Origin of the sequence: Enterobacter ludwigii (assembly GCA_023023105.1) — a bacterium.
In the GTDB taxonomy this organism is placed as follows: Bacteria; Pseudomonadota; Gammaproteobacteria; order Enterobacterales; family Enterobacteriaceae; genus Enterobacter; species Enterobacter adelaidei.
Genome location: CP083824.1, coordinates 2494172 through 2517537 on the forward strand (window position 1 = coordinate 2494172; position 23366 = coordinate 2517537).

The following is a 23366-nucleotide window of genomic DNA, read 5'->3' on the forward strand; positions in this document are numbered from 1 at the left end:
TGTCAACAAATATTGACAGCCAGCACGATTAGTGAACAAAACCTCACGGGGCAGGTTTTTTATTGAGCGTTTCTTTGAGCTGACCGATCAACTCGCGCCTGAAATCCCCCAGCCGCGGCTTGTCGTCATCAATCCAGGGAAGCGGACGACAGACTTCCATCGCTTTAATGCCTAAACGCGCCGTCAATAAACCCGCCCCAATACCCTGAGCAGCACGGGCTGAGAGCCGTGCCGCCAGATCCTGCGACATCCAGTCCATTCCCACTTCGCGCACCAGCTCACTCGCACCGGCAAAGGCGATATTGAGCAAAACCAGTTTAAACAGTCTGAGCCGGCTGTAATAACCCAACTCGATGCCGTAAAGATTCGCGATACGGTTAATCAGGCGTAAGTTACGCCAGGCGATAAATGCCATATCGACCAGCGCCAGCGGGCTGACGGCAATCATCAACGTGGATTCCGCCGCAGAGCGGCTAATCTCGCGCCGCGCCTGGGCGTCCAGCACCGGCTGGACCATATGAGAATAGAGCGTGACCACTTCGCGGTCATTCTGGGTTTCATGGATGGCGGCATACCAGCGCTGAAGTGCCGGATGCGATTGATCAATTCCAGCCTGACTGGCGAGCTTTTCACAAAATGCGCGACCTTTTCCGGTAGCGTGACTGTGAAGCAGATCCCGCGCTTCATCGCGCTCATGCGCGCGCTGCCGCAGACGCCAGAGGCGACGCCACTCCGTTACAACCGACCCAATACCCGCCCCCACAATCAGGGCACCCGCAGCACACCCGCCGAGCGCAACCCAGTCCTGGGTTTGCCAGGCATTCATCGTCCATTGTACGCCCTGCCCAACCACACTTACTCCAAACAGCGCCAGACCGGCGGTGACCATCTTACGCCACAGGCTGCGTTTCGGGCGTAAAGCAGCCTCAACGACAGCTTCCGCCTGGCCTTCCTCTACATCAGGCTCCTCCGTCAGCGCCGGGGCAAAGTTTTCAGCCTGCGCACCACTGAACGTTTGTGCCGTTTTAAACGCTTCCTGATTCTTTTGCTCAAGCGTTCCGGTAAAGTCTATGCGTGGTTTTAACGGTTCCGTCATCGCAATTTATCTCCAATCAAAAACTCCAGTGCCGCATCCAGACGAATGTGCGGTAACGGTTGATCGACGCTCATGGCCTGGGGTCGGAAGGCTTCAAACTGGAAGCCCTGGCTCTGCCAGAACGCCTGGCCTGGAAGCCGCGCGGGCACTTCACCCGGATAAACGGTAAGTGGCTCGCCGTCGCTGAGACGGTTCCCGCGCAATGCCGGTATTTTTTCGCCGTTAAGGTCTATCAGCCCACTTTGCGTCGCCTGCACGGACGCCAGCCCAAGGCAATCCATGCTGATCCCTTCGAAAGCGGCATTTTGCCAGGCATCCTGGACCAGTTGTTGCAGCAGCGACACCATATTGGCGTGTTGATCGACCGTAACATGATCGGCTTTGGTGGCCGCAAACAGCAGCTTGTCGATCACCGGCGAGAACAGGCGGCGAAATAACGTCCGCTGACCATAGTGAAAACTCTGCATCAGCTGTGTCAGCGCGAGGCGCATATCGTTGAAAGCCTGTGGCCCGCTGTTAAGCGGCTGAAGACAATCCACCAGCACTATCTGACGATCAAAACGTAAAAAGTGGTTTTTGTAGAAACCTTTGACCACCTTTTCACAGTAGTAATTGTAACGCTCGCGCAGCATCCCGGCATTCGTGTGCTTGTCGGCCTGAGCCAGTTTTGACTCTCCGGTGCCATCCACGTCCGGCCACGGGAAGAACTGCAGTGCGGGCGCTCCGGCTAAATCGCCCGGCAGGACAAAACGCCCCGGCTGGATAAAATGCAGGCCTTCCTGTTTGCACTGATGCAGATACGCCGTCCAGGCTTCCGCGATAGCCGCCAGACGGTTTTCATCAGCAGGCGCGAGCGGATCTAAGCCTTCGCACAATTGCCGCCATTTTGCTGACCACTCCGCGCGGTGACCCTGTAACAAACTCGTCATCTGACGGGACCAGCTAAGATAATCCTGCGCCAGCATGGGTAAATCGAGCAGCCATTCGCCAGGATAATCGACGATTTCAAGATACAGTGTTGAGGTATCTTTGAAGTGGCGCATCAGGGATTCATTGGAACGAAAGCGTAACGCAAGACGAATTTCACTTACCCCTCGGGTTGGCGTCGGCCACGTGGGTGGGTCGCCATAAAGCTGTGCCAGCCCTTCATCATACGTAAATCGTGGAATGCCAAAATCGCGCTGAGGTACGCGCTTAACGCCCAGCAGACGCTCTTCCCGCACGGCGCTAAGCAAAGGCAAGCGTGCCCCGGCGTGCAGGTTAAGAAGCTGATTCACCATCGCGGTGATAAATGCCGTCTTACCACTGCGGCTCAAACCTGTCACCGCCAGACGCAAATGACGGTCAACACCGCGGTTCACCAGTGAATTGAATTCGTTCTTAAGTCGCTTCATCGCCGTCCTTTTTGCCTGAAGGAGTATCTCTTTTTAAAAATATGACATGGGGGCTACATGAAAGGAATAAAACCGTACAGTGAAACGGCACGCTGATACGCATGCCATACCACTATTATTTAAATTTTCCTGCGAGACGTCCGGCCAGTTTCTGCAGCAGTGGCTCCAGCGCCACGGCCAGCAACAATCTGACGGGCTTACGGGCAACAGATTTGATTGCCCACCCCGCCACACCCGCCGGGCCGTAACGTAACGCCGTCAGCAGGACCAGTTTACCTGCGATTTTCAGGCCGGGTTTGACCTTCTGACCGGCCTGTTGCCAGTTTTGCTTCATGTAGGCTCTCTCTTAAAGCTGACGAAAACGACTGCGCAGCGTAAAGGTATCCGAGGTGACATAGCGCTCCATTTCCCGCAACCGCTTTTCACCTGCGGCCAGTTGATCGTCCACTGCATTCAGGAGATCGCTGCTGGTTGGCGCACCTTCCGCAGCCAGTTCACCTTCCGGCATCGGTTCGAGTACAAATGACAGAATGATGTACGCCACCAGGGTGATAAACGCGAGGCCGAAGAAAATAGACAAAACCGTGACGACACGGACCAGTTTCACTGGAACATCAAGATAATGGGCCAGCCCGGCGCAGACGCCGCGCACCATACCCTGCTGCGGAATTCGCCACAGTTTTTTGTTCAGATTCAGTCCAGACATTAACGATCCCTCCAGTTTGGATGCTCGGCATCCAGGATATCTTCCAGTGCCTGAATGCGTTCGCGCATTTTATTCGCCTGTTCCGATAGCTGTACCAGACGCTGTTGTTCATTCTGGGAAAGCTCGCCCCGTGAAGAACGATTGCTGTAGTGCAGCCATAACCAAATCGGCAAAACGAACAGCACGAAAATAGTCAGAGGTATGGCCAGAAAAAGCGCGCTCATGTGTACTCCTTGTCTTACGATGCATGGCGGCACGCTCAGGTGCCGCATAAATTATTATTGGTTATCTTGCTTCATTTTGGCTTTCAGTGCCGCCAGCTGCTCGCTGATTTCATCGTCGGCTTTCAGGTCAGCGAACTGTTGATCCAACGACTTCTGCTTACCGATGCTATGGCTTTCGGCTTCCGCTTCCATTTGATCGATACGACGTTCAAACGATTCAAAACGCGCCATCGCTTCATCCAGTTTACCGCTGTCCAGCTGACGGCGAACGTCTCGTGAAGAGCTTGCCGCCTGGTGGCGCAGAGCCAGTGCCTGTTGACGCGCACGGGTTTCGCTCAGTTTGTTTTCAAGCTCACCAATCTCTTTCTTCATGCGGTTGAGGGTGTCATCAACCAGCGTCACTTCATGCTCAAGCGCTGCAATCATGTCCGCCAGCTTCTGTTTTTCAATCAACGCTGCACGGGCCAGATCTTCTTTATCTTTACGCAGCGCGAGCTCGGCTTTTTCCTGCCATTCGTTCAGCTGAGCGGTAGCCTGTTCAATACGACGCGTTAACTGTTTCTTCTCAGCCAGCGCACGGGCGGAGGTAGAACGCACTTCAACCAGCGTGTCTTCCATCTCCTGAATCATCAGACGTACCAGCTTCTGCGGATCTTCCGCTTTCTCAAGCAGTGAGTTGATGTTGGCGTTCACGATGTCGGCAAAACGAGAAAAAATACCCATAATCTAGTCCTCATAGTTCTGTTATCGGGCAATGCCCTGCTGAACAGATAATACAAATACCATGCCAGTTTTTTATCTTATTGATTTTACTTGATCTGATTGATTTTAACGCAACGGATAACTATGCTTACCTGGTGAATATCGCTAAGGAGTGGTTAATTTCATCATGCCTGGATACAAAGACAATCTACTCGGTGAAGCAAACAGTTTTCTGGAAGTGCTGGAACAGGTCTCTCGCCTCGCGCCGCTGAATAAACCGGTGCTCATCATTGGTGAGCGCGGTACGGGTAAGGAACTGATCGCCAACCGCCTGCATTATCTATCCGGGCGCTGGGATGGCCCCTTCATTTCCCTCAACTGTGCGGCGCTGAATGAAAACCTGCTCGACACCGAGCTTTTCGGCCATGAAGCGGGCGCGTTTACCGGCGCTCAAAAACGCCATCCGGGGCGTTTTGAACGCGCCGATGGCGGCACACTCTTTCTTGATGAACTGGCCACCGCCCCCATGCTGGTGCAGGAAAAACTGCTGCGCGTGATTGAGTACGGCGAGCTGGAACGCGTAGGCGGCAGCCAGCCGCTGCAGGTCAATGTGCGCCTGGTGTGCGCCACTAACGCCAACCTGCCGGAAATGGTGGCGGAGGAAAAATTCCGTGCCGATCTGCTTGATCGCCTGGCTTTTGACGTCGTTCAGCTTCCACCGCTGCGCGAGCGCAAAAGCGACATCATGCTGCTGGCAGAGCAGTTTGCTATTCAGATGTGCCGGGAGCTCGGCCTGCCGCTGTTTCCAGGTTTCAGCGAATCTGCTCAGGAAACACTCCTTGCTTACCGCTGGCCGGGCAATATTCGTGAGCTGAAGAACGTCGTGGAGCGCTCGGTTTATCGCCACGGCAGCAGTGAGACGGAGCTGGATAACATCATTATCGATCCTTTCCAGCGCACCATGCAGCCGGCTTCCGCACCGTCGTTAGCGAGCGAGTCCCCCACTCTTCCTCTTGATTTGCGTCAGTTTCAGCATCATCAGGAGCAGCAGTTGCTTGAGCAAAGTCTGAAGACGGCGAAATATAACCAGAAACGCGCGGCTGAACTCCTGGGTCTGACCTACCATCAATTAAGGGCATTGCTCAAAAAGCATCAAATGCGCTGACAATATCAGCACTTACCCGCAGACATTTTTACGAAGCAGGCGTAAGTGCGATACACTTTGCAGATCGAACCTAAAAACCTTAAAAATTATGCGTCTGGTTTTATCGTCCTTTTTTGCACTCGGTCTCTTCAGCAGCCTGGCCTTTGCTGCGCCCGAGCACGTTGCGCAGCCTGATATTCGTGACAGCGGCTTCGTCTATTGCGTAAGCGGTCAGGTGGATACTTTCAACCCGCAAAAGGCGGGCAGCGGCCTGATTGTCGATACGCTTGCCGCACAACTTTACGATCGTCTGCTGGATGTCGATCCTTACACTTATCGTCTGGTGCCTGAGCTTGCGGAAAGCTGGGAAGTGCTTGATAACGGCGCCACCTACCGTTTTCATCTGCGTGATGATGTCGCCTTTCAAAAAACGCCGTGGTTTACCCCAACGCGCAAGCTGAATGCGGATGATGTGGTCTTTACCTTCCAGCGAATCTTTAACCGCAACCACCCGTGGCATAATGTAAACGGCAGCAACTTCCCCTATTTCGACAGCCTGCAGTTTGCCGACACGGTTAAAAGCGTGCGCAAGCTGGATAACCGAACCGTTGAATTTACGCTGACGCGCCCGGATGCCTCCTTCCTCTGGCACCTGGCAACCCATTATGCGTCAGTCATGTCTGCTGAATACGCGGCGAATCTGACTAAATCGGACCATCAGGAGCTGCTCGATCGTCAACCTGTCGGCACCGGTCCGTTCCAGCTCGCCGAATACCGCGCGGGTCAATATATTCGCCTGCAACGTCACGAGCATTTCTGGCGCGGCACACCGCTGATGCCGCAGGTCGTGGTCGATCTCGGTTCTGGCGGGACGGGACGACTGTCAAAACTGCTGACCGGGGAGTGCGACGTGCTCGCCTGGCCTGCTGCCAGCCAACTCACCATTTTGCGCGACGATCCGCGCCTGCGCCTGACGTTGCGCCCGGGTATGAATATTGCCTATCTGGCGTTTAATACCGACAAACCACCGTTAAATAATCCTGCCGTCCGCCATGCCCTTGCGCTGGCGATCAACAATCAGCGCCTGATGCAGTCGATCTACTACGGCACGGCGGAAACCGCCGCCTCAATTTTACCGCGCGCCTCATGGGCCTATGACGGTGAAGCTAAAATTACGGAGTACAATCCGGCAAAAGCGCGTGAACAACTGAAAGCGCTGGGCGCGGAAAACCTGACCCTGCAACTTTGGGTGCCCACCAGCTCCCAGGCATGGAACCCAAGTCCACTGAAAACCGCCGAACTGCTGCAGGCCGATATGGCGCAGGTGGGCGTGAAAGTGATCATCGTACCGGTTGAGGGTCGTTTCCAGGAGGCACGCCTGATGGACATGAACCATGATTTAACCCTGACCGGCTGGGCGACCGACAGTAACGATCCGGACAGCTTCTTCCGGCCGCTTCTGAGCTGTGCGGCGATCAACTCGCAGACCAACTATGCCCACTGGTGTAACCGGGAGTTTGACGCTGTGCTGCAAAAAGCACTGGCTTCCCAGCAGCTGGCCTCACGTATCGACGCCTATGACGAAGCACAGAAGATCCTTGCCCAGGAGTTGCCCGTACTGCCGCTGGCCTCTTCCCTGCGCCTTCAGGCCTATCGTTATGATATTAAAGGTCTGGTGTTGAGCCCGTTTGGCAACGCCTCGTTCGCCGGAGTGTCGCGCGAAAAAGAACAAGAGGTGAAAAAACCATGATTATTTTTACCTTACGTCGGCTTCTTCTGTTGCTGGTGACGCTCTTTTTCCTGAATTTCGTCGGCTTCAGCCTGAGCTATTTCACGCCGCATGCCCCACTTCAGGGGTCATCGCTGTGGGATGCCTGGATCTTCTGGTTTAACGGTCTACTGCACTGGGATTTTGGCGTCTCCAGCATTAACGGGCAGTTGATCTCCGATCAGCTAAAAGAGGTTTTTCCGGCCACGATGGAGTTGTGCATTCTGGCCTTCGGCTTTGCTTTGATGGTCGGCATTCCCGTGGGCATGCTGGCCGGAATTTATCGCAACAAATGGCAGGATAAGTTTATCAGCGCTCTCGCCCTGCTCGGCTTCTCGATCCCTGTCTTCTGGCTGGCGCTGCTGCTGACGCTTTTCTTCTCACTGACCATGGGCTGGCTCCCGGTCTCCGGTCGTTTTGACCTGCTCTATACCGTTAAATCGGTGACCGGTTTTGCAATCATAGACGCATGGCTCTCTGATTCGGTGTGGCGTCATGAGATGATCGTCAGCGCGCTGCGCCATATGGTATTGCCGGTGCTAACGCTGGCGGTTGCCCCAACGACCGAAGTGATCCGTCTGATGCGTCTGAGCACCATCGAGGTGTTTGATCAAAACTATGTCAAAGCCGCCGCCACGCGTGGATTATCACGTCTGACCATTTTGCGCCGTCATGTGCTACACAATGCGCTGCCGCCGGTGATCCCACGTCTGGGGCTACAGTTCTCCACCATGTTAACGCTGGCAATGATCACCGAGATGGTCTTTAGCTGGCCGGGGCTCGGACGCTGGCTGATAAACGCCATCCGCCAGCAGGACTATGCGGCTATTTCCGCAGGTGTCATGGTGATTGGCTCGCTGGTGATTATTGTTAACGTGATCTCCGATATTTTGGGTGCGATGGCTAACCCATTGAAGCATAAGGAATGGTATGCCTTACGATAACGTATACAGTGAAAAGCGCACGCCCGGTGTGCTGCGTACCGTGTGGCGTAAATTCTATGGTGACACCACGGCAATGATCGGCCTGTATGGCTGTGCCGGTCTGGTCTTGCTTTGCGTCTTTGGCTCGTGGTTTGCGCCGTATGGCATTGACCAACAGTTCCTTGGCTATCAGCTGCTGCCGCCTTCCTGGTCACGCTACGGTGAGGTCTCTTTCTTCCTGGGTACTGACGACCTGGGTCGTGACGTCTTGAGCCGCCTGTTGAGCGGTGCTGCGCCAACGGTGGGGGGTGCATTTGTGGTGACCCTTGCGGCAACGATCTGTGGTCTGGCGCTCGGCATTTTTGCAGGTTCCACCCATGGCCTGCGTTCGGCGGTGTTGAACCACATTCTGGACACGCTGCTCTCAATTCCGTCTCTGCTGCTGGCAATCATTGTCGTCGCGTTTGCGGGTCCGCATCTGTCGCATGCCATGTTCGCCGTCTGGCTGGCAATTTTACCCCGCATCGTTCGCTCGGTTTACAGCATGGTGCATGATGAGCTGGAAAAAGAGTATGTCGTCGCTGCCCGTCTGGACGGGGCAACAACGTTCAATATTCTGTGGTTCGCCGTTCTGCCGAACATCGCTTCCGGGCTGGTCACCGAGATCACCCGCGCCCTGTCGATGGCGATTCTGGACATCGCGGCGCTCGGTTTCCTCGACCTCGGCGCACAGCTGCCGTCACCTGAATGGGGTGCAATGCTCGGCGATGCCCTGGAGCTCATCTACGTGGCGCCGTGGGTGGTTATGTTGCCAGGTGCGGCCATCATGGTGAGCGTGCTGCTTATCAACCTGCTGGGCGACGGTATTCGCCGTGCAATTAACGCGGGGGTGCAATAATGCCGCTTCTTGATATTCGCAACCTCACTATCGAGTTCAAAACCGGTGAAGGCTGGGTTAAAGCAGTCGATCGCATCAGTATCACGCTCGCTGAGGGTGAAATTCGCGGGCTGGTGGGAGAATCCGGTTCGGGCAAGAGCCTGATCGCTAAAGCCATCTGCGGTGTGGCAAAAGATAACTGGCGCGTGACCGCTGACCGTATGCGGTTCGATGATATTGACCTGCTGCGCCTCTCCCACCGCGAGCGTCGTAAGCTGGTGGGCCATAACGTCTCAATGATTTTCCAGGAGCCACAATCCTGTCTCGACCCGTCCGAGCGCGTGGGCAAACAGCTGATGCAGAACATACCAGGCTGGACCTATAAAGGCCGCTGGTGGCAGCGCATTGGCTGGCGGAAACGTCGTGCCATTGAGCTGCTGCACCGCGTCGGGATCAAAGATCATAAAGATGCCATGCGCAGCTTCCCGTATGAGCTGACCGACGGCGAGTGTCAGAAAGTGATGATTGCCATCGCGCTGGCTAATCAACCGCGTTTGCTGATTGCCGACGAGCCGACAAACGCGATGGAACCGACCACGCAGGCGCAAATTTTCCGCCTGCTGTCGCGTCTCAACCAGAATAACAACACCACCATTTTGCTGATCAGCCATGACCTGCAGATGCTTAGCAAATGGGCCGACAAAATTGATGTCATGTACTGCGGGCAAACGGTCGAAACAGCGCCCAGTGAAGATTTAATCAACGCGCCGCATCATCCATACACGCAGGCGCTGATCCGTGCCATTCCGGATTTTGGCAGCGCCATGCCGCATAAGAGTCGCCTGAATACGTTGCCAGGAGCCATTCCACTGCTGGAGTCCTTGCCGATAGGCTGTCGTCTCGGCCCGCGCTGCCCGTATGCTCAGCGTAAATGTATCGAGACACCACGCCTGACCGGGGCCAAAAATCATCTTTACGCCTGTCATTTCCCACTGAACATGGAGAGAGAGTGAAATGGTCGAAACTTTGCTGGAAGTTCGCAACCTGAGTAAGACCTTTCGCTACCGTACGGGGCTGTTTCATCGTCAAACCGTCGACGCGGTGAAACCGCTGAGCTTTACGCTGCGTGAAAAACAGACCCTGGCGATCATCGGCGAGAACGGTTCCGGGAAATCCACCCTGGCGAAAATGCTCGCCGGCATGGTTGAACCGACGGCAGGCGAAGTGTTGATTGACGATCATCCCCTGGAATTCGGTGATTACTCTTTCCGTAGCCAGCGCATCCGTATGATTTTCCAGGATCCGTCAACCTCGCTCAATCCACGTCAGCGCATTTCGCAAATTCTGGATTTTCCGCTGCGTCTGAACACCGACCTGGAGCCTGAGGCGCGCCGTAAGCGTATCTTTGAAACCCTGCGTATGGTTGGGTTGTTGCCCGATCACGAAAGCTATTACCCGCATATGTTAGCCCCGGGTCAGAAACAGCGTCTGGGCCTGGCGCGCGCGTTGATTTTGCGCCCGAAAGTGATCATCGCCGACGAAGCGCTTGCCTCGCTGGATATGTCGATGCGTTCGCAGTTAATTAACCTGATGCTGGAATTGCAGGAAAAACAGGGTATCTCTTATATCTACGTCACCCAACATCTGGGGATGATGAAACACATCAGCGACCAGGTGATGGTCATGCACCAGGGCGAAGTTGTCGAGCGCGGCAGCACGGCGGATGTGATGGCCTCTCCGCTTCATGAGCTGACAAAACGGCTGATTGCCGGTCATTTCGGTGAAGCGTTGACGGCTGATGCGTGGAGAAAGGACCGCTAAGCGCGACGGTAAACACAAATCCCCCCTAAATTAAGGATTAAATAGCCTGCGTACGCTATTTAATCCTTTAATTTTTCGTCTCCACCCCTGCTCCATATTTTAAGCAATATCAATCAACAGTTCTTCTCCAGAATATCCGGACAATACGGGGGAGAAGAAATGAACACTGTCACTTACGTTCTAAAATACACAGAGTATCTCATCAGAAAATGCCGTTCATTTTTAATGACGGACCTGCACTTTCATACCATGAGGCTTAAAAGAGTATCCGGGAAAAACCCTGACATTAACTCACCCACAACGTTGAGTGAAAAAATATGCCATCGTCTGGTCTATGACCATAATAACTTCTACACGATGCTTGCCGATAAACTCGCCGTTCGGGCGTACGTTTCCTCCAGAACAACGCGCGTGAAAACAGTGCCATTAATCGGCGTTTATACGAGGCCGTCGCAGATTGATTTTTCAGTTCTTCCTGACAAATTCGTCCTTAAGTGCAATCATGACAGCGGCAGCACAATAATATGTACAAACAAATCGCAATTTAATGAAAGAGAAGCGTGTAAAAAGCTGAGCCTCGCGTTAAAGAAAAATCTTTACTACACCACGCGCGAATGGCAGTACAAAAACATTACGCCGAGTATACTTTGCGAGCCGTTTGTCGATCTCTTCGACGATGCTGACAGGAACACAACGCCCGAAATGCTGAGGATCCATTGCTTTCATGGTGTTGCTCACTATGTAGAAGCGGATTTTACGGATGATAACGGCAAGGGGTTTATCAACGTTTATGACAGGCACTGGAACTTACAACCCTTCCGGATGGAATATCCGAATACTTCAGTAGGGCCAGGCGAACCGCTCTTGTTCCGACAGGCTTTGTTGGCCTCCCAGGAGCTGGCGCATGGCATTGACTACTGCCGTGTGGACCTTATGTTAAAAAGAGACGAAATCTATTTCAGCGAGATAACCTTAAGCCCGAGACGCGGTAAACTGACGATTACCCCGCAGGAATGGGATGCTAAGTTAGGAAAAATATGGCATTTATCGCCGGCAGGCACATTTGACCTGCCGCTGAAGCTCACGAGTCGGGCCAGGTGAGTTTAAATATCGAGTGGTTTTGCGTCGATAAGGTATAGGTAACATCGCCACCATGAGCCAGCATGATGGCTTTTACCACCGACAAGCCCAAACCACAGCCTTCCGGGTTCACATGTCTGGCGCCATTATCGCGCTGAAAGGGCTGAAACAGGAAATCATGAAACTCTCCGGGGATGCCCGGTCCCCCGTCCTGAATAAGGATATAATTGCCTTTATCAGAAACGCCATTTTTCACGATGAGCGTGCGCGAGGTTGAATAGTGTAAGGCATTATCAAATAAAACGGTCAGACACTGATTGATGCGTAATGGATCGAATACGCATTGCTGATCCCTCAGGTCTGTATTGACGGTAAACGCCTTACGGCTGAACTCGGGCATGAACGTATCGAGTGCATTCTGTATTGTCCCTTTGAGATCCGTTCTGGACTGGCATAACGTGTAACCCGCCCCGCCATCCGAACTGATAACCCGGAGATCTTCAATCAGGCGGGTTAACCCTTCCGTCTGTTTGAGAAGATTATTAAACAGCACCGGGTCCGGGGTAAAAACGCCGTCAACCAACCCCTGAAGCCGTCCGCGTAAGATCGTGACTGGGGTTCTCAGCTCATGCGCAATAGCGGCATTCCAGGATTTCCTCTGAATATCCAGCGTCTGTAATTTTTCCGCCATTTCATTGAAATCCGTCACCAGGTGATTGATCTCACCCAGCCGGGAACTGGCGCAGAATGCCCTGGCGTCCAGATCGCCCTGAGAAATCTTTTTCAGGCTGGACGCTACCGCGTTTAGCGGGGTGAGGATCCGCGATGAAAGTTTGATCGTGAAAAAGAGTGCAATAATCAGACTGATCGTTGTCGCGGTCCCAATCCATACCCAGTCCCACATCGTCATCTGCTCGTCATCGCCCGCAGCAGCGCCGCCCGGGAGGTGTTCCAGAATAAAGGAGTAAAAAAACCAGGAGCCGAGTACGGCGATGGCAATGATCGTAAACGTCAACAACAGCATATACGTTAAGATCTGACGACTCAGAACAGACTCTTTGTTCATTTCTTTTCCCCAAGCCGGTAACCCATGCCTCTGATGCTCTCTGGAACACCGTAAAGGCCAGCAAGCTCCAGTTTTTTACGCAACTTGCTCATATGGCTGTCGACCGTTCTGTCGAGCGTATCCCCTTCCGGCAGACATGTGTTGAGTAGCTCTTCGCGGGAGCAGACCTTTCGCGGGTATCTCACCAGGTATGTGAGCAATTTAAATTCGGTCGTCGTTAATACCGGGGAGACAACCTCTGCCTCCACGGTGACTTCCACGTAGAAGTCATCCGGATAGACCGTAATAAATGGCGTTCTGAGCGGCTGGGAACCCGTCTGCTGAAGCGCGGGTTTTGTCCTGCGCAGCACCGCCTCAACCCGTGCGACAACTTCAGAAGGGTTGAAGGGTTTGATCACGTAATCATCCGCGCCCAGCCTCAGCCCCATGAGCTTATCGACATCCTGATCGAGAGCGGAAACCATAATGACGGGGACAACACTTTCCTGACGAATCGTGGTGAGTACACTCCAGCCGTCACATACGGGCAGGTGAATGTCCAGCAATATGAGATCAGGTTTATGGAGGCGATTGAGCGCTATGGCCTGCTCGCCCTGCCGGGCTCGGAGCGTTTTCATTCCCGAACGCTCTAAGTAGCTCATCAGTATATCGGCGATTTCGTCTTCATCTTCAACAACTAGGATCAGCGTATTTTTGTACATTTTATCTCCGTGGGTGAAAACCCTTTGAGCTCGCTATCAGATCTCTTTAGCACAATAAGACACAGCCGCCGGGAGAAAGTGCCGTAGTCACGAAAAATTCCCGGCTGATTTACCTGCCCGGTTAATTCTCCATACAGCCTACACATTTCGTCAATAAAGACTCGACAATGCCCGTACACAATCGTTATTGAGACAAAACTCTTTTTACATTGGGCGTTGCAAATTAATCCTGTTACTTAATGACTTTATGAAGTTGACTCAAATAATGAACATGGAACTTTCTAAATATTTCTCTCCCAAAAAGCTGGGCATATATTCCCTGTTCCTGCTGCTGTCCTGGGGATTACTTTATACCTGGCTGGTGCTGGTACACAAAATGGATGAAAAAGTCGCCTCAACGCTACTCTCTTCACCCATCATCTATGGCTGCATCGCATTGTCGGTTGTCTCTCTGATAATCCAGAATAAAGCTGGCGCGTTGACTGAGCTACTCGTCGTCGCCTTCTGGTTGATGGTGATTTTTGTTTATCTCATTATTACGTTCACCGTGCTGTTAAACGTGATACCTGATATCGAGGATCTGATCTTTTACTACGAGTGTTATTTGATCATTTTTTTTGGTGGAGCCCCGCTGTACCTTATTATAAGAATGATTTGAGCCGTTGCTCCACACAACCTCCACAAACCGCCCATTTCCGCTAAACAGATGCGCGGTAGACTCTCCCTCACGCTATTTTGCACAAAAATAACTCACTGAAAAAACCTGATAAAAATTACCCATAATGATGAACCGTAATAATCTTCGTTCTTCTGAACCTGCCGGAGTAATGCACTCGCTAAAAAAACTCGCAATACGGCACCGGAAAAAACTGGTTGTCACTTTTTTCCTGGTGGTGGCCGAAAACGTGACGTTTTTACTTTATCCCGTACTGGCTGGCATCGCGATAAATGCCATCCTCGCCGGTGAAACGCTTAACGCCGCGCTGTATGGCCTGATGGTACTTTGCATGTGGTTCATCGGTGCAGCCAGACGGAGCGTAGACACGCGCACGTTTGCACGCATTTATGCCGGACTCGCGGTTTCCGTCGTCCTGGCACAGCGCAAATATCAGCTTAACCATTCGGCGATCGCCGCCAGGGTAACGCTCTCACGCGAATATGTAGATTTCTTTGAAATGCACCTTCCCCTGCTTATTACTTCGCTGAGCTCACTTTTTGGTGCCGCAATCATGTTGATGTTTATTGAATTTTGGGCCGGCGTCATGTGCTTTGCGATTGTATTTATCCTGCTCGGATTTGTTTCAGGATACGCCCGTAAAAATGAATGGCTGTTCATGCGCCTGAATAATCGGCTGGAAAAAGAAGTGGATTATGTTCATAAGGCGGGCACGGCCACGCTTCACCGACATTACTCCACGCTGGCGCGTTTACGTATCGCATTATCTGACCGCGAGGCGTGGGGTTATTTGTGGGTTGGCGTGCTTGTTGCCGCGCTTTTTACGCTGACCATCGTCTGGATGACGCGCTCAACCGGCATCACCGCCGGACATATTTATTCGGTGATGACCTACATGTGGATGTTCGCGACGAGCCTCGATGATGCACCGCAACTTCTTGAGAAATTTTCGCAGCTCAGGGATATCGGTAAGCGCGTATCCACTGATGATGAAATTCACGTAACGGGACGTTAATTTAGGTAATGGTGCCAACTTACTGATTTAGTGTATGATGGTGTTTTTGAGGTGCTCCAGTGGCTTCTGTTTCTATCAGCTGTCCCTCCTGTTCAGCTACTGAAGGCGTGGTGCGTAACGGTAAAAGTACTGCCGGACATCAGCGCTATCTCTGCTCTCACTGCCGTAAAACATGGCAGCTACAGTTCACTTACACCGCTTCTCAACCCGGTACGCATCAGAAAATCATTGATATGGCCATGAATGGCGTCGGATGTCGCGCCAGTGCACGCATTATGGGCGTTGGCCTCAACACGATTTTACGACACTTAAAAAACTCAGGCCGCAGTCGGTAAACTCACGCATACAACCGGGCAGTGACGTCATTGTTTGCGCGGAAATGGACGAACAGTGGGGTTACGTCGGCGCTAAATCACGCCAGCGCTGGTTGTTTTACGCGTATGACAGGATACGGAGGACGGTTGTGGCGCACGTATTCGGTGAACGCACGTTGGCCACGCTGGAGCGTCTTCTGGGCCTGCTGTCGGCCTTTGAGGTCGTGGTATGGATGACGGATGGCTGGCCGCTGTATGAATCACGCCTGAAGGGAGAACTGCACGTTATCAGCAAGCGATATACGCAGCGCATTGAGCGGCATAACCTGAATCTGAGGCAGCATCTGGCAAGGCTGGGCAGGAAGTCACTGTCGTTCTCAAAATCGGTGGAGCTGCATGACAAAGTCATCGGGCATTATCTGAACATAAAACACTATCAGTAAGTTGGAGTCATTACCGTTAATTTAATGCCGCATTTTTTTATTGAACGCCCCGTTTTCGCCTGGGTAGTGGCGCTTTTTATCGTTCTGGCAGGACTCCTGTCTATTCCCCGTTTGCCGGTTGCGCAGTATCCGGCGGTGGCGCCCCCTGGAATCATTATTTCCGTCAGTTACCCGGGGGCCAGCCCCGATGTCATGAACACGTCGGTGGTATCGTTAATTGAGCGCGAAATCTCTGGCGTAGATAATTTGCTCTACTTTGAATCATCCAGTGACACAACCGGTTCAGCATCGATTACCGTTACGTTTAAACCGGGCACGGACATCAAGCTGGCGCAGATGGATCTGCAGAATCAGATTAAGATCGTCGAGCCTCGTCTACCTCAGGCGGTAAGGCAAAACGGCATTAACGTTGAGGCCGTTAACTCTGGGTTTTTAATGATGGTGGGGCTGAAGTCCGCGACGGGTCAATTTGAGGAAGCCGATTTAAGCGACTACTTTGCCAGAAATGTCAGTGACGAGCTTCGTCGCGTGCCCGGCGTAGGGAAAGTTCAGCTGTTTGGCGGCGAAAAAGCGCTGCGCATCTGGTTGGATCCCATGAAGCTCCACAGCTACGGGCTTTCGGTGAGTGATGTTCTTACCGCTGTTGGCCAGCAAAATGCCCTTGTTTCGCCTGGTAAAACGGGAGATGAGCCCGCATCTGCAGGACAAGGGGTGACGTATCCCATCACCGTGAAGGGACAACTCTCCTCGGTAGAGGCGTTCAGAAATATCACCCTGAAATCTGACGCATCCGGCGCCCGCCTGAAATTGTCCGACATTGCGCGGATTGAATCTGGCCTGCAAAGCTACGCCTTTGGTATTCGTGAAAATGGCGTGCCCGCAACGGCGGCGGCAATCCAGCTCTCGCCTGGCGCGAATGCAATGAGTACAGCTTCCGGCGTACGGGCGCGCATCGACGAGCTTTCCCGGGTGTTACCCGAAGGAATGGTGTTTACGGTTCCCTTCGATACCGCGCCGTTTGTGAAACTTTCTATCATGAAGGTTGTTCAGACATTTGTAGAGGCGATGGTCCTGGTCTTCCTGGTTATGCTGCTGTTTCTGCACAAGATACGCTGTACGCTTATCCCGGCGATTGTTGCGCCCGTCGCACTTCTTGGCACCTTCACGGTGATGCTATTGAGCGGCTACTCCATCAATATTCTGACGATGTTCGGCATGGTCCTGGCGATAGGAATTATCGTTGATGATGCCATCGTGGTTGTGGAGAACGTTGAACGACTGATGGAGGAAAAAAGCCTGTCCCCGCGTGACGCCACGCGGCAAGCCATGCAGGAAATCACCCCGGCGATTATAGGCATCACGCTGGTACTAACCGCCGTCTTTATCCCCATGGGGTTTGCCGAAGGATCCGTCGGGATTATCTACCGACAATTTTGTATTTCCATGGCAGTCTCCATACTGCTGTCCGCGTTTCTTGCCCTGACGCTGACGCCTGCCCTGTGCGCAACGTTACTCAAGCCGCATAAGGCAGAAAAGAGCGGAGGTGGAAGGTTCGCAGTCGGGTTTAACGCGCGCTTTCGTTCGCTCACCGCCTGTTACGAAGCCGGGCTGGGTGCCGTTCTGAAGCGAACCGGGCGTATGCTGCTCCTGTACGCTGCGCTTTGTGCTGCGCTGTTTTTGGGATTGTCTTCGTTACCGTCGTCCTTTCTGCCGGATGAAGATCAGGGCTACTTTATGTCCTCAATCCAACTGCCTTCTGATGCCACAATGCAGCGTACCCTCGACGTGGTTAAAAAATTTGAAGAGGAAATTGCGGCCCGACCGGATATTGAAAGCAACATTATGATCCTGGGGTTTGGATTTTCAGGTTCAGGACCAAATTCGGCTATGGCCTTCACCACGCTGAAGGACTGGAAAGATCGGCAGGGCTCGACGGCCCAGGGGGAAGCCGACTGGATACAGGCCAGTATGGCAAACGTCCCTGATGCCGTCACGATGAGCCTGCTCCCGCCGGCCATTTCGGATATGGGCACCTCCTCGGGCTTCACCTGGTACGTGCAGGACAGAGCGGGACTAGGCTACGAGGCGTTAAAGCGCGCTGCCGACGCACTGGTCCTGCAAGCCAACCAACGCCCTGAACTCAGTGATGTCTATATAGACGGACTTCCGGAAGGAACAAGCCTTGCGCTCCAGGTTGATAGAGAAAAGGCGGAAGCGATGGGCGTCTCATTCGATGAAATCAACCAAACGCTCTCCGTCACCCTGGGCTCAAATTACGTCAATGACTATACGAATAACGGCCGCGTTCAGCAGGTGATTATTCAGGCCGATGCGCCCCACCGAATGCAGCCAGAGCAGATACTGACATTATCAGTGAAAAACCGGATGGGACAGATGGTGCCGGTATCGACGTTTGCCACGCTTTCCTGGAACGTTGCGCCGCAGCAGTTGACGCGTTATCAGGGATATTCGGCTATTCGCATTACCGGAAATGCGGCGCCGGGAGAGTCCAGCGGCACCGCAATGAAGGTTATGGAGAACGTGTCCAGGAGTCTGCCTCAGGGCATGGCTGGCGAGTGGGCCGGGAGTTCATTGCAGGAGAGAAAATCGGAATCTCAGCTTCCGGGCCTTATCGTCCTGTCGATACTGGTCGTGTTTATGGTGCTGGCCGCCCTGTATGAGAGCTGGTCTATTCCTTTTGCGGTCATGCCGGTTGTTCCGCTGGGTCTTATCGGCGCGGTGATAGCGGTGTCCGTTACCGGCATGACGAATGACGTTTTCTTCAAGGTCGGCCTGATTACGCTTATCGGCCTGTCGGCCAAGAACGCCATTCTGATTGTTGAATTTGCCAGGCAGCTCCATCGACAGGGGCAGCCCCTGCTGGCTGCAACCATTCATGCTGCCAGCCAGCGTCTGCGCCCCATTCTGATGACGTCGTTAGCCTTCACCTTAGGGGTTGTTCCGTTGATGCTGGCCAATGGTGCGAGCGACAGTACGCAGCATGCCATCGGTACCGGCGTATTTGGCGGAATGATTAGCGGTACGCTTCTCGCGATCTTCTTCGTACCGGTTTTCTTTATCGTCATCGCGCGCTTCATCGATAACCTCAGCAAAGCGTGAATACCCTTGCGGGATCGCGCTTTCTCGCTGGTTGGATGAGGTGAACGTGTTGCCGGGTGATATACTGGACTAATGCTGAAATTTTGAGTCCCCGCGAGTCCGCGACGCATTCTTCGGGGCATGCGTCTTCGGAGAAGTGCGAGAAATATCGTGACACAAGGGGCTGTGAGTGGGCTATAATTTCGAGCTAATTTCGAATGATTTTGAAATACTGCCTGTAACACTATGAATTACAAGGCAAAATAAGCAATGAATATAAGGATTAAAGCTATGGGTTTTCTTTCCGGTAAGCGCATTCTGGTGACTGGCGTTGCCAGCAAACTGTCCATCGCATACGGCATCGCTCAGGCAATGCATCGCGAAGGCGCTGAGCTGGCGTTCACCTACCAGAACGACAAGCTGAAAGGCCGTGTTGAAGAGTTTGCCGCGCAGCTGGGTTCCAGCATTGTTCTGGAATGTGACGTTGCACAAGACGAAAGCATCGACGGCATGTTTGCTGAACTGGCAAAAGCATGGCCGAAATTCGACGGTTTCGTTCACTCCATTGGCTTCGCTCCTGGCGACCAGCTGGACGGCGACTACGTGAACGCGGTTACCCGTGATGGCTTCAAAATCGCTCACGACATCAGCTCCTACAGCTTCGTTGCGATGGCGAAATCCTGCCGCGCGATGCTGAACCCGGGCGCAGCTCTGCTGACCCTGTCCTACCTGGGCGCTGAACGTGCTATCCCTAACTACAACGTCATGGGTCTGGCGAAAGCCTCTCTGGAAGCCAACGTACGCTATATGGCGAACGCAATGGGTCCTGAAGGCGTGCGCGTTAACGCCATCTCTGCAGGTCCTATCCGCACCCTGGCAGCTTCCGGTATTAAAGATTTCCGTAAAATGCTGGCACACTGCGAAGCGGTTACCCCGATTCGTCGTACCGTTACCATTGAAGATGTGGGTAACTCTGCAGCATTCCTGTGCTCTGACCTTTCCGCTGGTATCTCCGGCGAAGTGGTTCACGTTGACGGTGGCTTCAACATCGCTGCAATGAACGAGCTGGAAATTAAATAAGCTGTGACTCTCTTCCCGCACGGGAAGAGAGTTTTTCCCTCCGCACCACCCCTTCGTTATTCCGTTCTGCTATTTGTTATCACCTAACAATATTTTTCCCTTTATCAGCCTTACGCCAGGATATTGATCGCCATTTTGAGATCAAGGAACGCACATGGAACAACGCCGTTTTTCCGGCAAAGGCCACTGGTACCACGAAACCCAGTCCAACCACGCGCAAACGGATGTTCTGCCCCTGGTGCCCGAAGCCGCTAACGTCGACGATCGTTTTTTGCTCGATTTAGCCCTGCCTGATGAGATTGTCGCCGCCTGTACAGGCTGGCTTACTCCTGCCAGAGCCTTATGCCAACTGCTGTTTCCGCTCTCAGTTCCCGTGAATCGCCTGCAAACGCTCAGCGCTTACGATCGGCTCAGTACCGCGTTAACCGTTGCGCAGGCCTGCGGCGTTCAGCGGCTGTGTAACCACTACGCCGCCCTCCTCGCCCCGCTTCCCGGCCCGGACTCCTCGCGTGAAAGCAACCGACGTCTGGCGCAAATCACCCAGTATGCCCGCCAGCTCGCCAGCTCTCCTGATGTCATTGATGATAAAGCCCGGAACCAGCTTGATGAGGTGGGCCTGTCAACCTACGACATTGTGGTGATTAACCAGATTATCGGCTTTATTGGTTTTCAGGCTCGCGTAGTCGCGGTGTTTCAGGCTCTGCTGGGACATCCTGTTCGCTGGTTGCCGGGCCATCATATTCAGCCGCACACCCTGCCCACGCCCCATGACGCGTGGGTACCGCTTTTACCCGTCGTCGAACTGCGCTATGCAAGTGCACATCAGCTTGAATCTCTCTCCCGCTGGCAGTCGGAACCCGCGCTTGAAGCGCTGACGCCGGTTCTTTGCCATGAACCGACGCTACTCGACCTGACGGGAGAAATCCTGATTAATATTCGCGAAGAGATTTCTCTTACCTCTCCCGCACTTTCGGCAGCAACAGAACTGCTGACACGCTCTCCTGACCGCTTCAGCGCCGCACAGTTTACCCCGCTCATGGATGCAGGACTCCCTGCCGTACACGCGATCGAACTGCTAAGCCAAAGCGCATTTGATGGCTGGCTCAATCGCCTGAACGTCGCGTTTGGTAAAGAGGAATAACCATACTAATTACCCAAAGAGCGCTTGCTGATACAGTGAGAATCGCGTAAAACTGTCAGCCGCTCAATGGCTACGAAAATAGAACATTATGTTTCAGGACAACCCGCTGCTAGCGCAGCTTAAACAGCAACTGCATTCCCAAACGCCGCGTGCAGAAGGGGTCGTAAAAGCCACAGAAAAGGGTTTTGGCTTCCTTGAAGTTGACGCGCAGAAAAGCTATTTCATTCCGCCACCGCAGATGAAAAAAGTGATGCATGGCGATCGCGTCATGGCCGTCATTCATACCGAGAAGGATCGTGAGTCCGCCGAGCCGGAAGAACTGATCGAACCGTTCCTGACCCGTTTTGTGGGCAAGGTGCAGAGAAAAGACGATCGTCTTTCTATCGTGCCGGATCATCCCCTGCTGAAAGATGCTATTCCCTGCCGCGCCGCCCGTGGCGTTGAGCATGATTTTAAAGAAGGTGACTGGGCAGTAGCAGAAATGCGCCGTCATCCTCTGAAAGGCGATCGCGGTTTTTATGCTGAATTGACCCAGTTCATCACCTTTGGCGACGACCATTTCGTGCCGTGGTGGGTGACGCTTGCACGCCATAATCTTGAAAAAGAGGCGCCGAATGGCGTTGCAACTGAGATGCAGGATGAAGGCCTGGTTCGTCGCGATCTCACTGCCCTGGAATTTGTCACCATTGACAGCGCCAGTACAGAAGATATGGATGATGCCCTCTACGCTGAAGAGAGTGCCGATGGCAAACTGCATTTGACTGTCGCCATTGCGGACCCAACCGCGTGGATAGCTGAAGGCAGCAAGCTGGACGATACGGCGAAAACCCGCGCATTCACCAACTACCTGCCGGGCTTTAACATTCCGATGCTGCCACGCGAGCTGTCTGACGACCTCTGTTCATTGCGTCCACATGAAGTGCGTCCGGTACTTGCCTGCCGCATGACCATCGCTGCAGATGGCACGATTGAAGATGATATTGAGTTCTTCGCCGCGACCATTGAATCAAAAGCCAAGCTGGCTTATGACAATGTTTCCGACTGGCTGGAGAACACCGGCAGCTGGAAACCGGAATCAGACGCCATTGCCGCTCAGATTCGTCTGCTGCACCGTATCTGTCTGAACCGCGGCGAGTGGCGTAAAACCCATGCGCTGGTGTTCAAAGACCGTCCGGATTACTGCTTTGTTCTGGGTGAAAAAGGCGAAGTGCTGGATATCGTGGCCGAGCCACGACGCATTGCCAACCGCATTGTTGAAGAAGCGATGATTTCTGCCAACATTTGCGCCGCTCGCGTGCTGCGAGACAAACTGGGCTTTGGCATTTACAACGTCCACACTGGATTTGATCCGGCCAATACCGAAGCGCTGGCAGCCTTGCTGAAAAATCACGATGTGCATGTTGATCCAGAAGAAGTACTGACGCTGCCGGGCTTCTGCAAGCTTCGTCGCGAGCTTGACGCACAGCCTTCTGGTTTCCTGGATAGCCGCATTCGTCGCTTCCAGTCCTTCGCGGAAATCAGCACAGAGCCAGGCCCGCACTTTGGCCTGGGTCTGGAAGCCTATGCGACCTGGACATCCCCGATCCGTAAGTATGGCGATATGGTTAACCACCGCCTGCTGAAAGCGATTATCAAAGGCGAAACGATTGCACGTCCTCAGGACGATACCACCCAGCAGATGGCCGATCGTCGTCGTCTGAACCGGATGGCAGAACGTGACGTTGGGGACTGGCTGTACGCGCGTTTCCTGAAGGACAAAACCGGTACAGATACCCGCTTTGCTGCGGAGATCATTGATATTAGCCGTGGCGGTATGCGCGTCCGTCTGGTGGATAACGGTGCTGTCGCCTTTATCCCTGCTCCGTTCCTGCACACTGTCCGTGACGAAATGGTCTGTAGTCAGGAAAATGGGACTGTGCAAATTAAAGGTGAAACGGTTTACAAAGTCACAGATGTGATTGACGTAAACATCGCTGAAGTTCGCATGGAAACCCGGAGCATTATCGCGCGCCCTGTCGCCTGATAGACTGTTAAAATGTCGGTCCTTTCTTTGCAGGAAAGGCCGACATTTTACTTTTATCTTTCACCACAAAATC

22 protein-coding genes are annotated in these 23366 nt (G+C 53.3%); 14 read left to right on the forward strand and 8 right to left on the reverse strand.

Translation table 11 applies throughout. From position 1 onward, the window contains the following. Positions 1–43: 43 nt before the first annotated feature. From LCD46_12080 to pspA, 6 genes are all read right to left on the reverse strand, one after another. Complete coding sequence (locus LCD46_12080) at positions 44–1096, reverse strand: YcjF family protein (GenBank protein ID UOY68853.1); 1053 nt, start codon at positions 1094–1096, stop codon at positions 44–46. After that, complete coding sequence (locus tag LCD46_12085) at positions 1093–2490, reverse strand: YcjX family protein (GenBank protein UOY68854.1); 1398 nt, start codon at positions 2488–2490, stop codon at positions 1093–1095. The genes LCD46_12080 and LCD46_12085 overlap by 4 nt, the downstream gene beginning before the upstream one ends. A 115-nt stretch (positions 2491–2605) precedes the next feature. Then, positions 2606–2824 carry a phage shock protein PspD gene (gene pspD / locus LCD46_12090; protein ID UOY68855.1) on the reverse strand — a complete coding sequence of 73 codons (219 nt, stop codon included), beginning with the start codon at positions 2822–2824 and terminating at the stop codon, positions 2606–2608. A 12-nt stretch (positions 2825–2836) separates the two neighbouring features. Beyond that, complete coding sequence (gene pspC, locus LCD46_12095; GenBank protein UOY68856.1) at positions 2837–3196, reverse strand: envelope stress response membrane protein PspC; 360 nt, start codon at positions 3194–3196, stop codon at positions 2837–2839. Next, on the reverse strand, positions 3196–3420 hold the full coding sequence (gene pspB / locus LCD46_12100) for an envelope stress response membrane protein PspB (protein ID UOY68857.1): 225 nt from the start codon (positions 3418–3420) through the stop codon (positions 3196–3198). Before pspB ends, pspC begins: the two co-directional genes overlap by 1 nt. Before the next feature lie 54 nt (positions 3421–3474). Next, positions 3475–4143 carry a phage shock protein PspA gene (gene pspA / locus LCD46_12105; protein ID UOY68858.1) on the reverse strand — a complete coding sequence of 223 codons (669 nt, stop codon included), beginning with the start codon at positions 4141–4143 and terminating at the stop codon, positions 3475–3477. A 166-nt stretch (positions 4144–4309) separates the two neighbouring features. On the opposite strand from pspA, the gene pspF reads away from it, so the two are divergent. From pspF to LCD46_12140, 7 genes are all read left to right on the forward strand, one after another. Continuing rightward, entirely contained in the window at positions 4310–5287 is a 978-nt protein-coding gene (gene pspF / locus LCD46_12110; protein UOY68859.1) for a phage shock protein operon transcriptional activator, read from the forward strand. Between the two features lie 88 nt (positions 5288–5375). Continuing rightward, positions 5376–7016, forward strand: a complete 1641-nt coding sequence (gene sapA, locus LCD46_12115; protein UOY68860.1) for a peptide ABC transporter substrate-binding protein SapA — start codon at positions 5376–5378, stop codon at positions 7014–7016. Further along, positions 7013–7978, forward strand: coding sequence for a putrescine ABC transporter permease SapB (sapB, locus tag LCD46_12120; protein UOY68861.1), 966 nt, complete (start codon positions 7013–7015; stop codon positions 7976–7978). The genes sapA and sapB overlap by 4 nt, the downstream gene beginning before the upstream one ends. After that, positions 7965–8855: a peptide ABC transporter permease SapC gene (gene sapC / locus LCD46_12125; protein ID UOY68862.1), complete on the forward strand. Its 891-nt coding sequence runs from the start codon at positions 7965–7967 to the stop codon at positions 8853–8855. The genes sapB and sapC overlap by 14 nt, the downstream gene beginning before the upstream one ends. Further along, positions 8855–9847 carry a peptide ABC transporter ATP-binding protein SapD gene (gene sapD / locus LCD46_12130; protein ID UOY68863.1) on the forward strand — a complete coding sequence of 331 codons (993 nt, stop codon included), beginning with the start codon at positions 8855–8857 and terminating at the stop codon, positions 9845–9847. Before sapC ends, sapD begins: the two co-directional genes overlap by 1 nt. 1 nt (position 9848) lies before the next feature. Then, positions 9849–10655, forward strand: coding sequence for a peptide ABC transporter ATP-binding protein SapF (gene sapF, locus LCD46_12135; GenBank protein UOY68864.1), 807 nt, complete (start codon positions 9849–9851; stop codon positions 10653–10655). Between the two features lie 159 nt (positions 10656–10814). Continuing rightward, entirely contained in the window at positions 10815–11756 is a 942-nt protein-coding gene (locus tag LCD46_12140) for a glycosyl transferase (GenBank protein UOY68865.1), read from the forward strand. Here LCD46_12140 and LCD46_12145 read toward each other — a convergent pair. Both LCD46_12145 and LCD46_12150 read right to left on the reverse strand, forming a co-directional pair. Then, complete coding sequence (locus tag LCD46_12145) at positions 11737–12801, reverse strand: HAMP domain-containing protein (protein UOY68866.1); 1065 nt, start codon at positions 12799–12801, stop codon at positions 11737–11739. The genes LCD46_12140 and LCD46_12145 overlap by 20 nt on opposite strands. Further along, the gene (locus LCD46_12150; GenBank protein UOY68867.1) at positions 12798–13502 is read right to left on the reverse strand and encodes a response regulator; all 705 of its coding nucleotides are present in this window, start codon (positions 13500–13502) and stop codon (positions 12798–12800) included. The genes LCD46_12145 and LCD46_12150 overlap by 4 nt, the downstream gene beginning before the upstream one ends. A 271-nt stretch (positions 13503–13773) precedes the next feature. On the opposite strand from LCD46_12150, the gene LCD46_12155 reads away from it, so the two are divergent. The 7 genes from LCD46_12155 to LCD46_12185 all read left to right on the forward strand — a co-directional run bounded on the left by LCD46_12155 (position 13774) and on the right by LCD46_12185 (position 23293). After that, positions 13774–14160 (forward strand): transporter, encoded by a 387-nt coding sequence (locus LCD46_12155; protein UOY72950.1) that lies wholly within the window; start codon positions 13774–13776, stop codon positions 14158–14160. Between the two features lie 124 nt (positions 14161–14284). Beyond that, entirely contained in the window at positions 14285–15193 is a 909-nt protein-coding gene (locus LCD46_12160) for an ABC transporter six-transmembrane domain-containing protein (protein ID UOY68868.1), read from the forward strand. 59 nt (positions 15194–15252) lie between these two features. After that, positions 15253–15950, forward strand: a protein-coding gene (locus tag LCD46_12165; protein ID UOY68869.1) for an IS1 family transposase whose coding sequence is annotated in 2 segments (ribosomal slippage) — positions 15253–15502 and positions 15502–15950 — 699 coding nt in all. Because the reading frame shifts where the segments join, the coding sequence is not laid out codon by codon here. 24 nt (positions 15951–15974) lie between these two features. After that, positions 15975–19070, forward strand: a complete 3096-nt coding sequence (locus LCD46_12170) for a multidrug efflux RND transporter permease subunit (GenBank protein UOY68870.1) — start codon at positions 15975–15977, stop codon at positions 19068–19070. A 270-nt stretch (positions 19071–19340) separates the two neighbouring features. Then, a complete protein-coding gene (fabI, locus tag LCD46_12175; GenBank protein ID UOY68871.1) occupies positions 19341–20129 on the forward strand; it encodes an enoyl-ACP reductase FabI in 789 nt (262 codons plus the stop codon). 154 nt (positions 20130–20283) lie between these two features. Further along, positions 20284–21270: a CMD domain-containing protein gene (locus LCD46_12180; GenBank protein UOY68872.1), complete on the forward strand. Its 987-nt coding sequence runs from the start codon at positions 20284–20286 to the stop codon at positions 21268–21270. Positions 21271–21358: 88 nt separating this feature from the next. After that, positions 21359–23293, forward strand: a complete 1935-nt coding sequence (locus LCD46_12185; GenBank protein ID UOY68873.1) for an exoribonuclease II — start codon at positions 21359–21361, stop codon at positions 23291–23293. Positions 23294–23366: the final 73 nt, after the last annotated feature.

What these genes read in the sequence shown, in the direction of transcription:
- sapC (UOY68862.1), top strand. Translation starts at nt 7,965, where the DNA reads ATGCCTTACGATAACGTATACAGTGAAAAGCGCACGCCCGGTGTGCTG.
- LCD46_12150 (UOY68867.1), bottom strand. Translation starts at nt 13,502, where the DNA reads ATGTACAAAAATACGCTGATCCTAGTTGTTGAAGATGAAGACGAAATC.
- LCD46_12170 (UOY68870.1), top strand. Translation starts at nt 15,975, where the DNA reads ATGCCGCATTTTTTTATTGAACGCCCCGTTTTCGCCTGGGTAGTGGCG.
- pspA (UOY68858.1), bottom strand. Translation starts at nt 4,143, where the DNA reads ATGGGTATTTTTTCTCGTTTTGCCGACATCGTGAACGCCAACATCAAC.
- pspD (UOY68855.1), bottom strand. Translation starts at nt 2,824, where the DNA reads ATGAAGCAAAACTGGCAACAGGCCGGTCAGAAGGTCAAACCCGGCCTG.
- sapB (UOY68861.1), top strand. Translation starts at nt 7,013, where the DNA reads ATGATTATTTTTACCTTACGTCGGCTTCTTCTGTTGCTGGTGACGCTC.
- pspC (UOY68856.1), bottom strand. Translation starts at nt 3,196, where the DNA reads ATGTCTGGACTGAATCTGAACAAAAAACTGTGGCGAATTCCGCAGCAG.
- LCD46_12180 (UOY68872.1), top strand. Translation starts at nt 20,284, where the DNA reads ATGGAACAACGCCGTTTTTCCGGCAAAGGCCACTGGTACCACGAAACC.
- LCD46_12140 (UOY68865.1), top strand. Translation starts at nt 10,815, where the DNA reads ATGAACACTGTCACTTACGTTCTAAAATACACAGAGTATCTCATCAGA.
- fabI (UOY68871.1), top strand. Translation starts at nt 19,341, where the DNA reads ATGGGTTTTCTTTCCGGTAAGCGCATTCTGGTGACTGGCGTTGCCAGC.
- LCD46_12080 (UOY68853.1), bottom strand. Translation starts at nt 1,096, where the DNA reads ATGACGGAACCGTTAAAACCACGCATAGACTTTACCGGAACGCTTGAG.
- sapA (UOY68860.1), top strand. Translation starts at nt 5,376, where the DNA reads ATGCGTCTGGTTTTATCGTCCTTTTTTGCACTCGGTCTCTTCAGCAGC.
- LCD46_12145 (UOY68866.1), bottom strand. Translation starts at nt 12,801, where the DNA reads ATGAACAAAGAGTCTGTTCTGAGTCGTCAGATCTTAACGTATATGCTG.
- sapD (UOY68863.1), top strand. Translation starts at nt 8,855, where the DNA reads ATGCCGCTTCTTGATATTCGCAACCTCACTATCGAGTTCAAAACCGGT.
- sapF (UOY68864.1), top strand. Translation starts at nt 9,849, where the DNA reads ATGGTCGAAACTTTGCTGGAAGTTCGCAACCTGAGTAAGACCTTTCGC.
- LCD46_12185 (UOY68873.1), top strand. Translation starts at nt 21,359, where the DNA reads ATGTTTCAGGACAACCCGCTGCTAGCGCAGCTTAAACAGCAACTGCAT.
- pspB (UOY68857.1), bottom strand. Translation starts at nt 3,420, where the DNA reads ATGAGCGCGCTTTTTCTGGCCATACCTCTGACTATTTTCGTGCTGTTC.
- LCD46_12160 (UOY68868.1), top strand. Translation starts at nt 14,285, where the DNA reads ATGATGAACCGTAATAATCTTCGTTCTTCTGAACCTGCCGGAGTAATG.
- LCD46_12155 (UOY72950.1), top strand. Translation starts at nt 13,774, where the DNA reads ATGGAACTTTCTAAATATTTCTCTCCCAAAAAGCTGGGCATATATTCC.
- pspF (UOY68859.1), top strand. Translation starts at nt 4,310, where the DNA reads ATGCCTGGATACAAAGACAATCTACTCGGTGAAGCAAACAGTTTTCTG.
- LCD46_12085 (UOY68854.1), bottom strand. Translation starts at nt 2,490, where the DNA reads ATGAAGCGACTTAAGAACGAATTCAATTCACTGGTGAACCGCGGTGTT.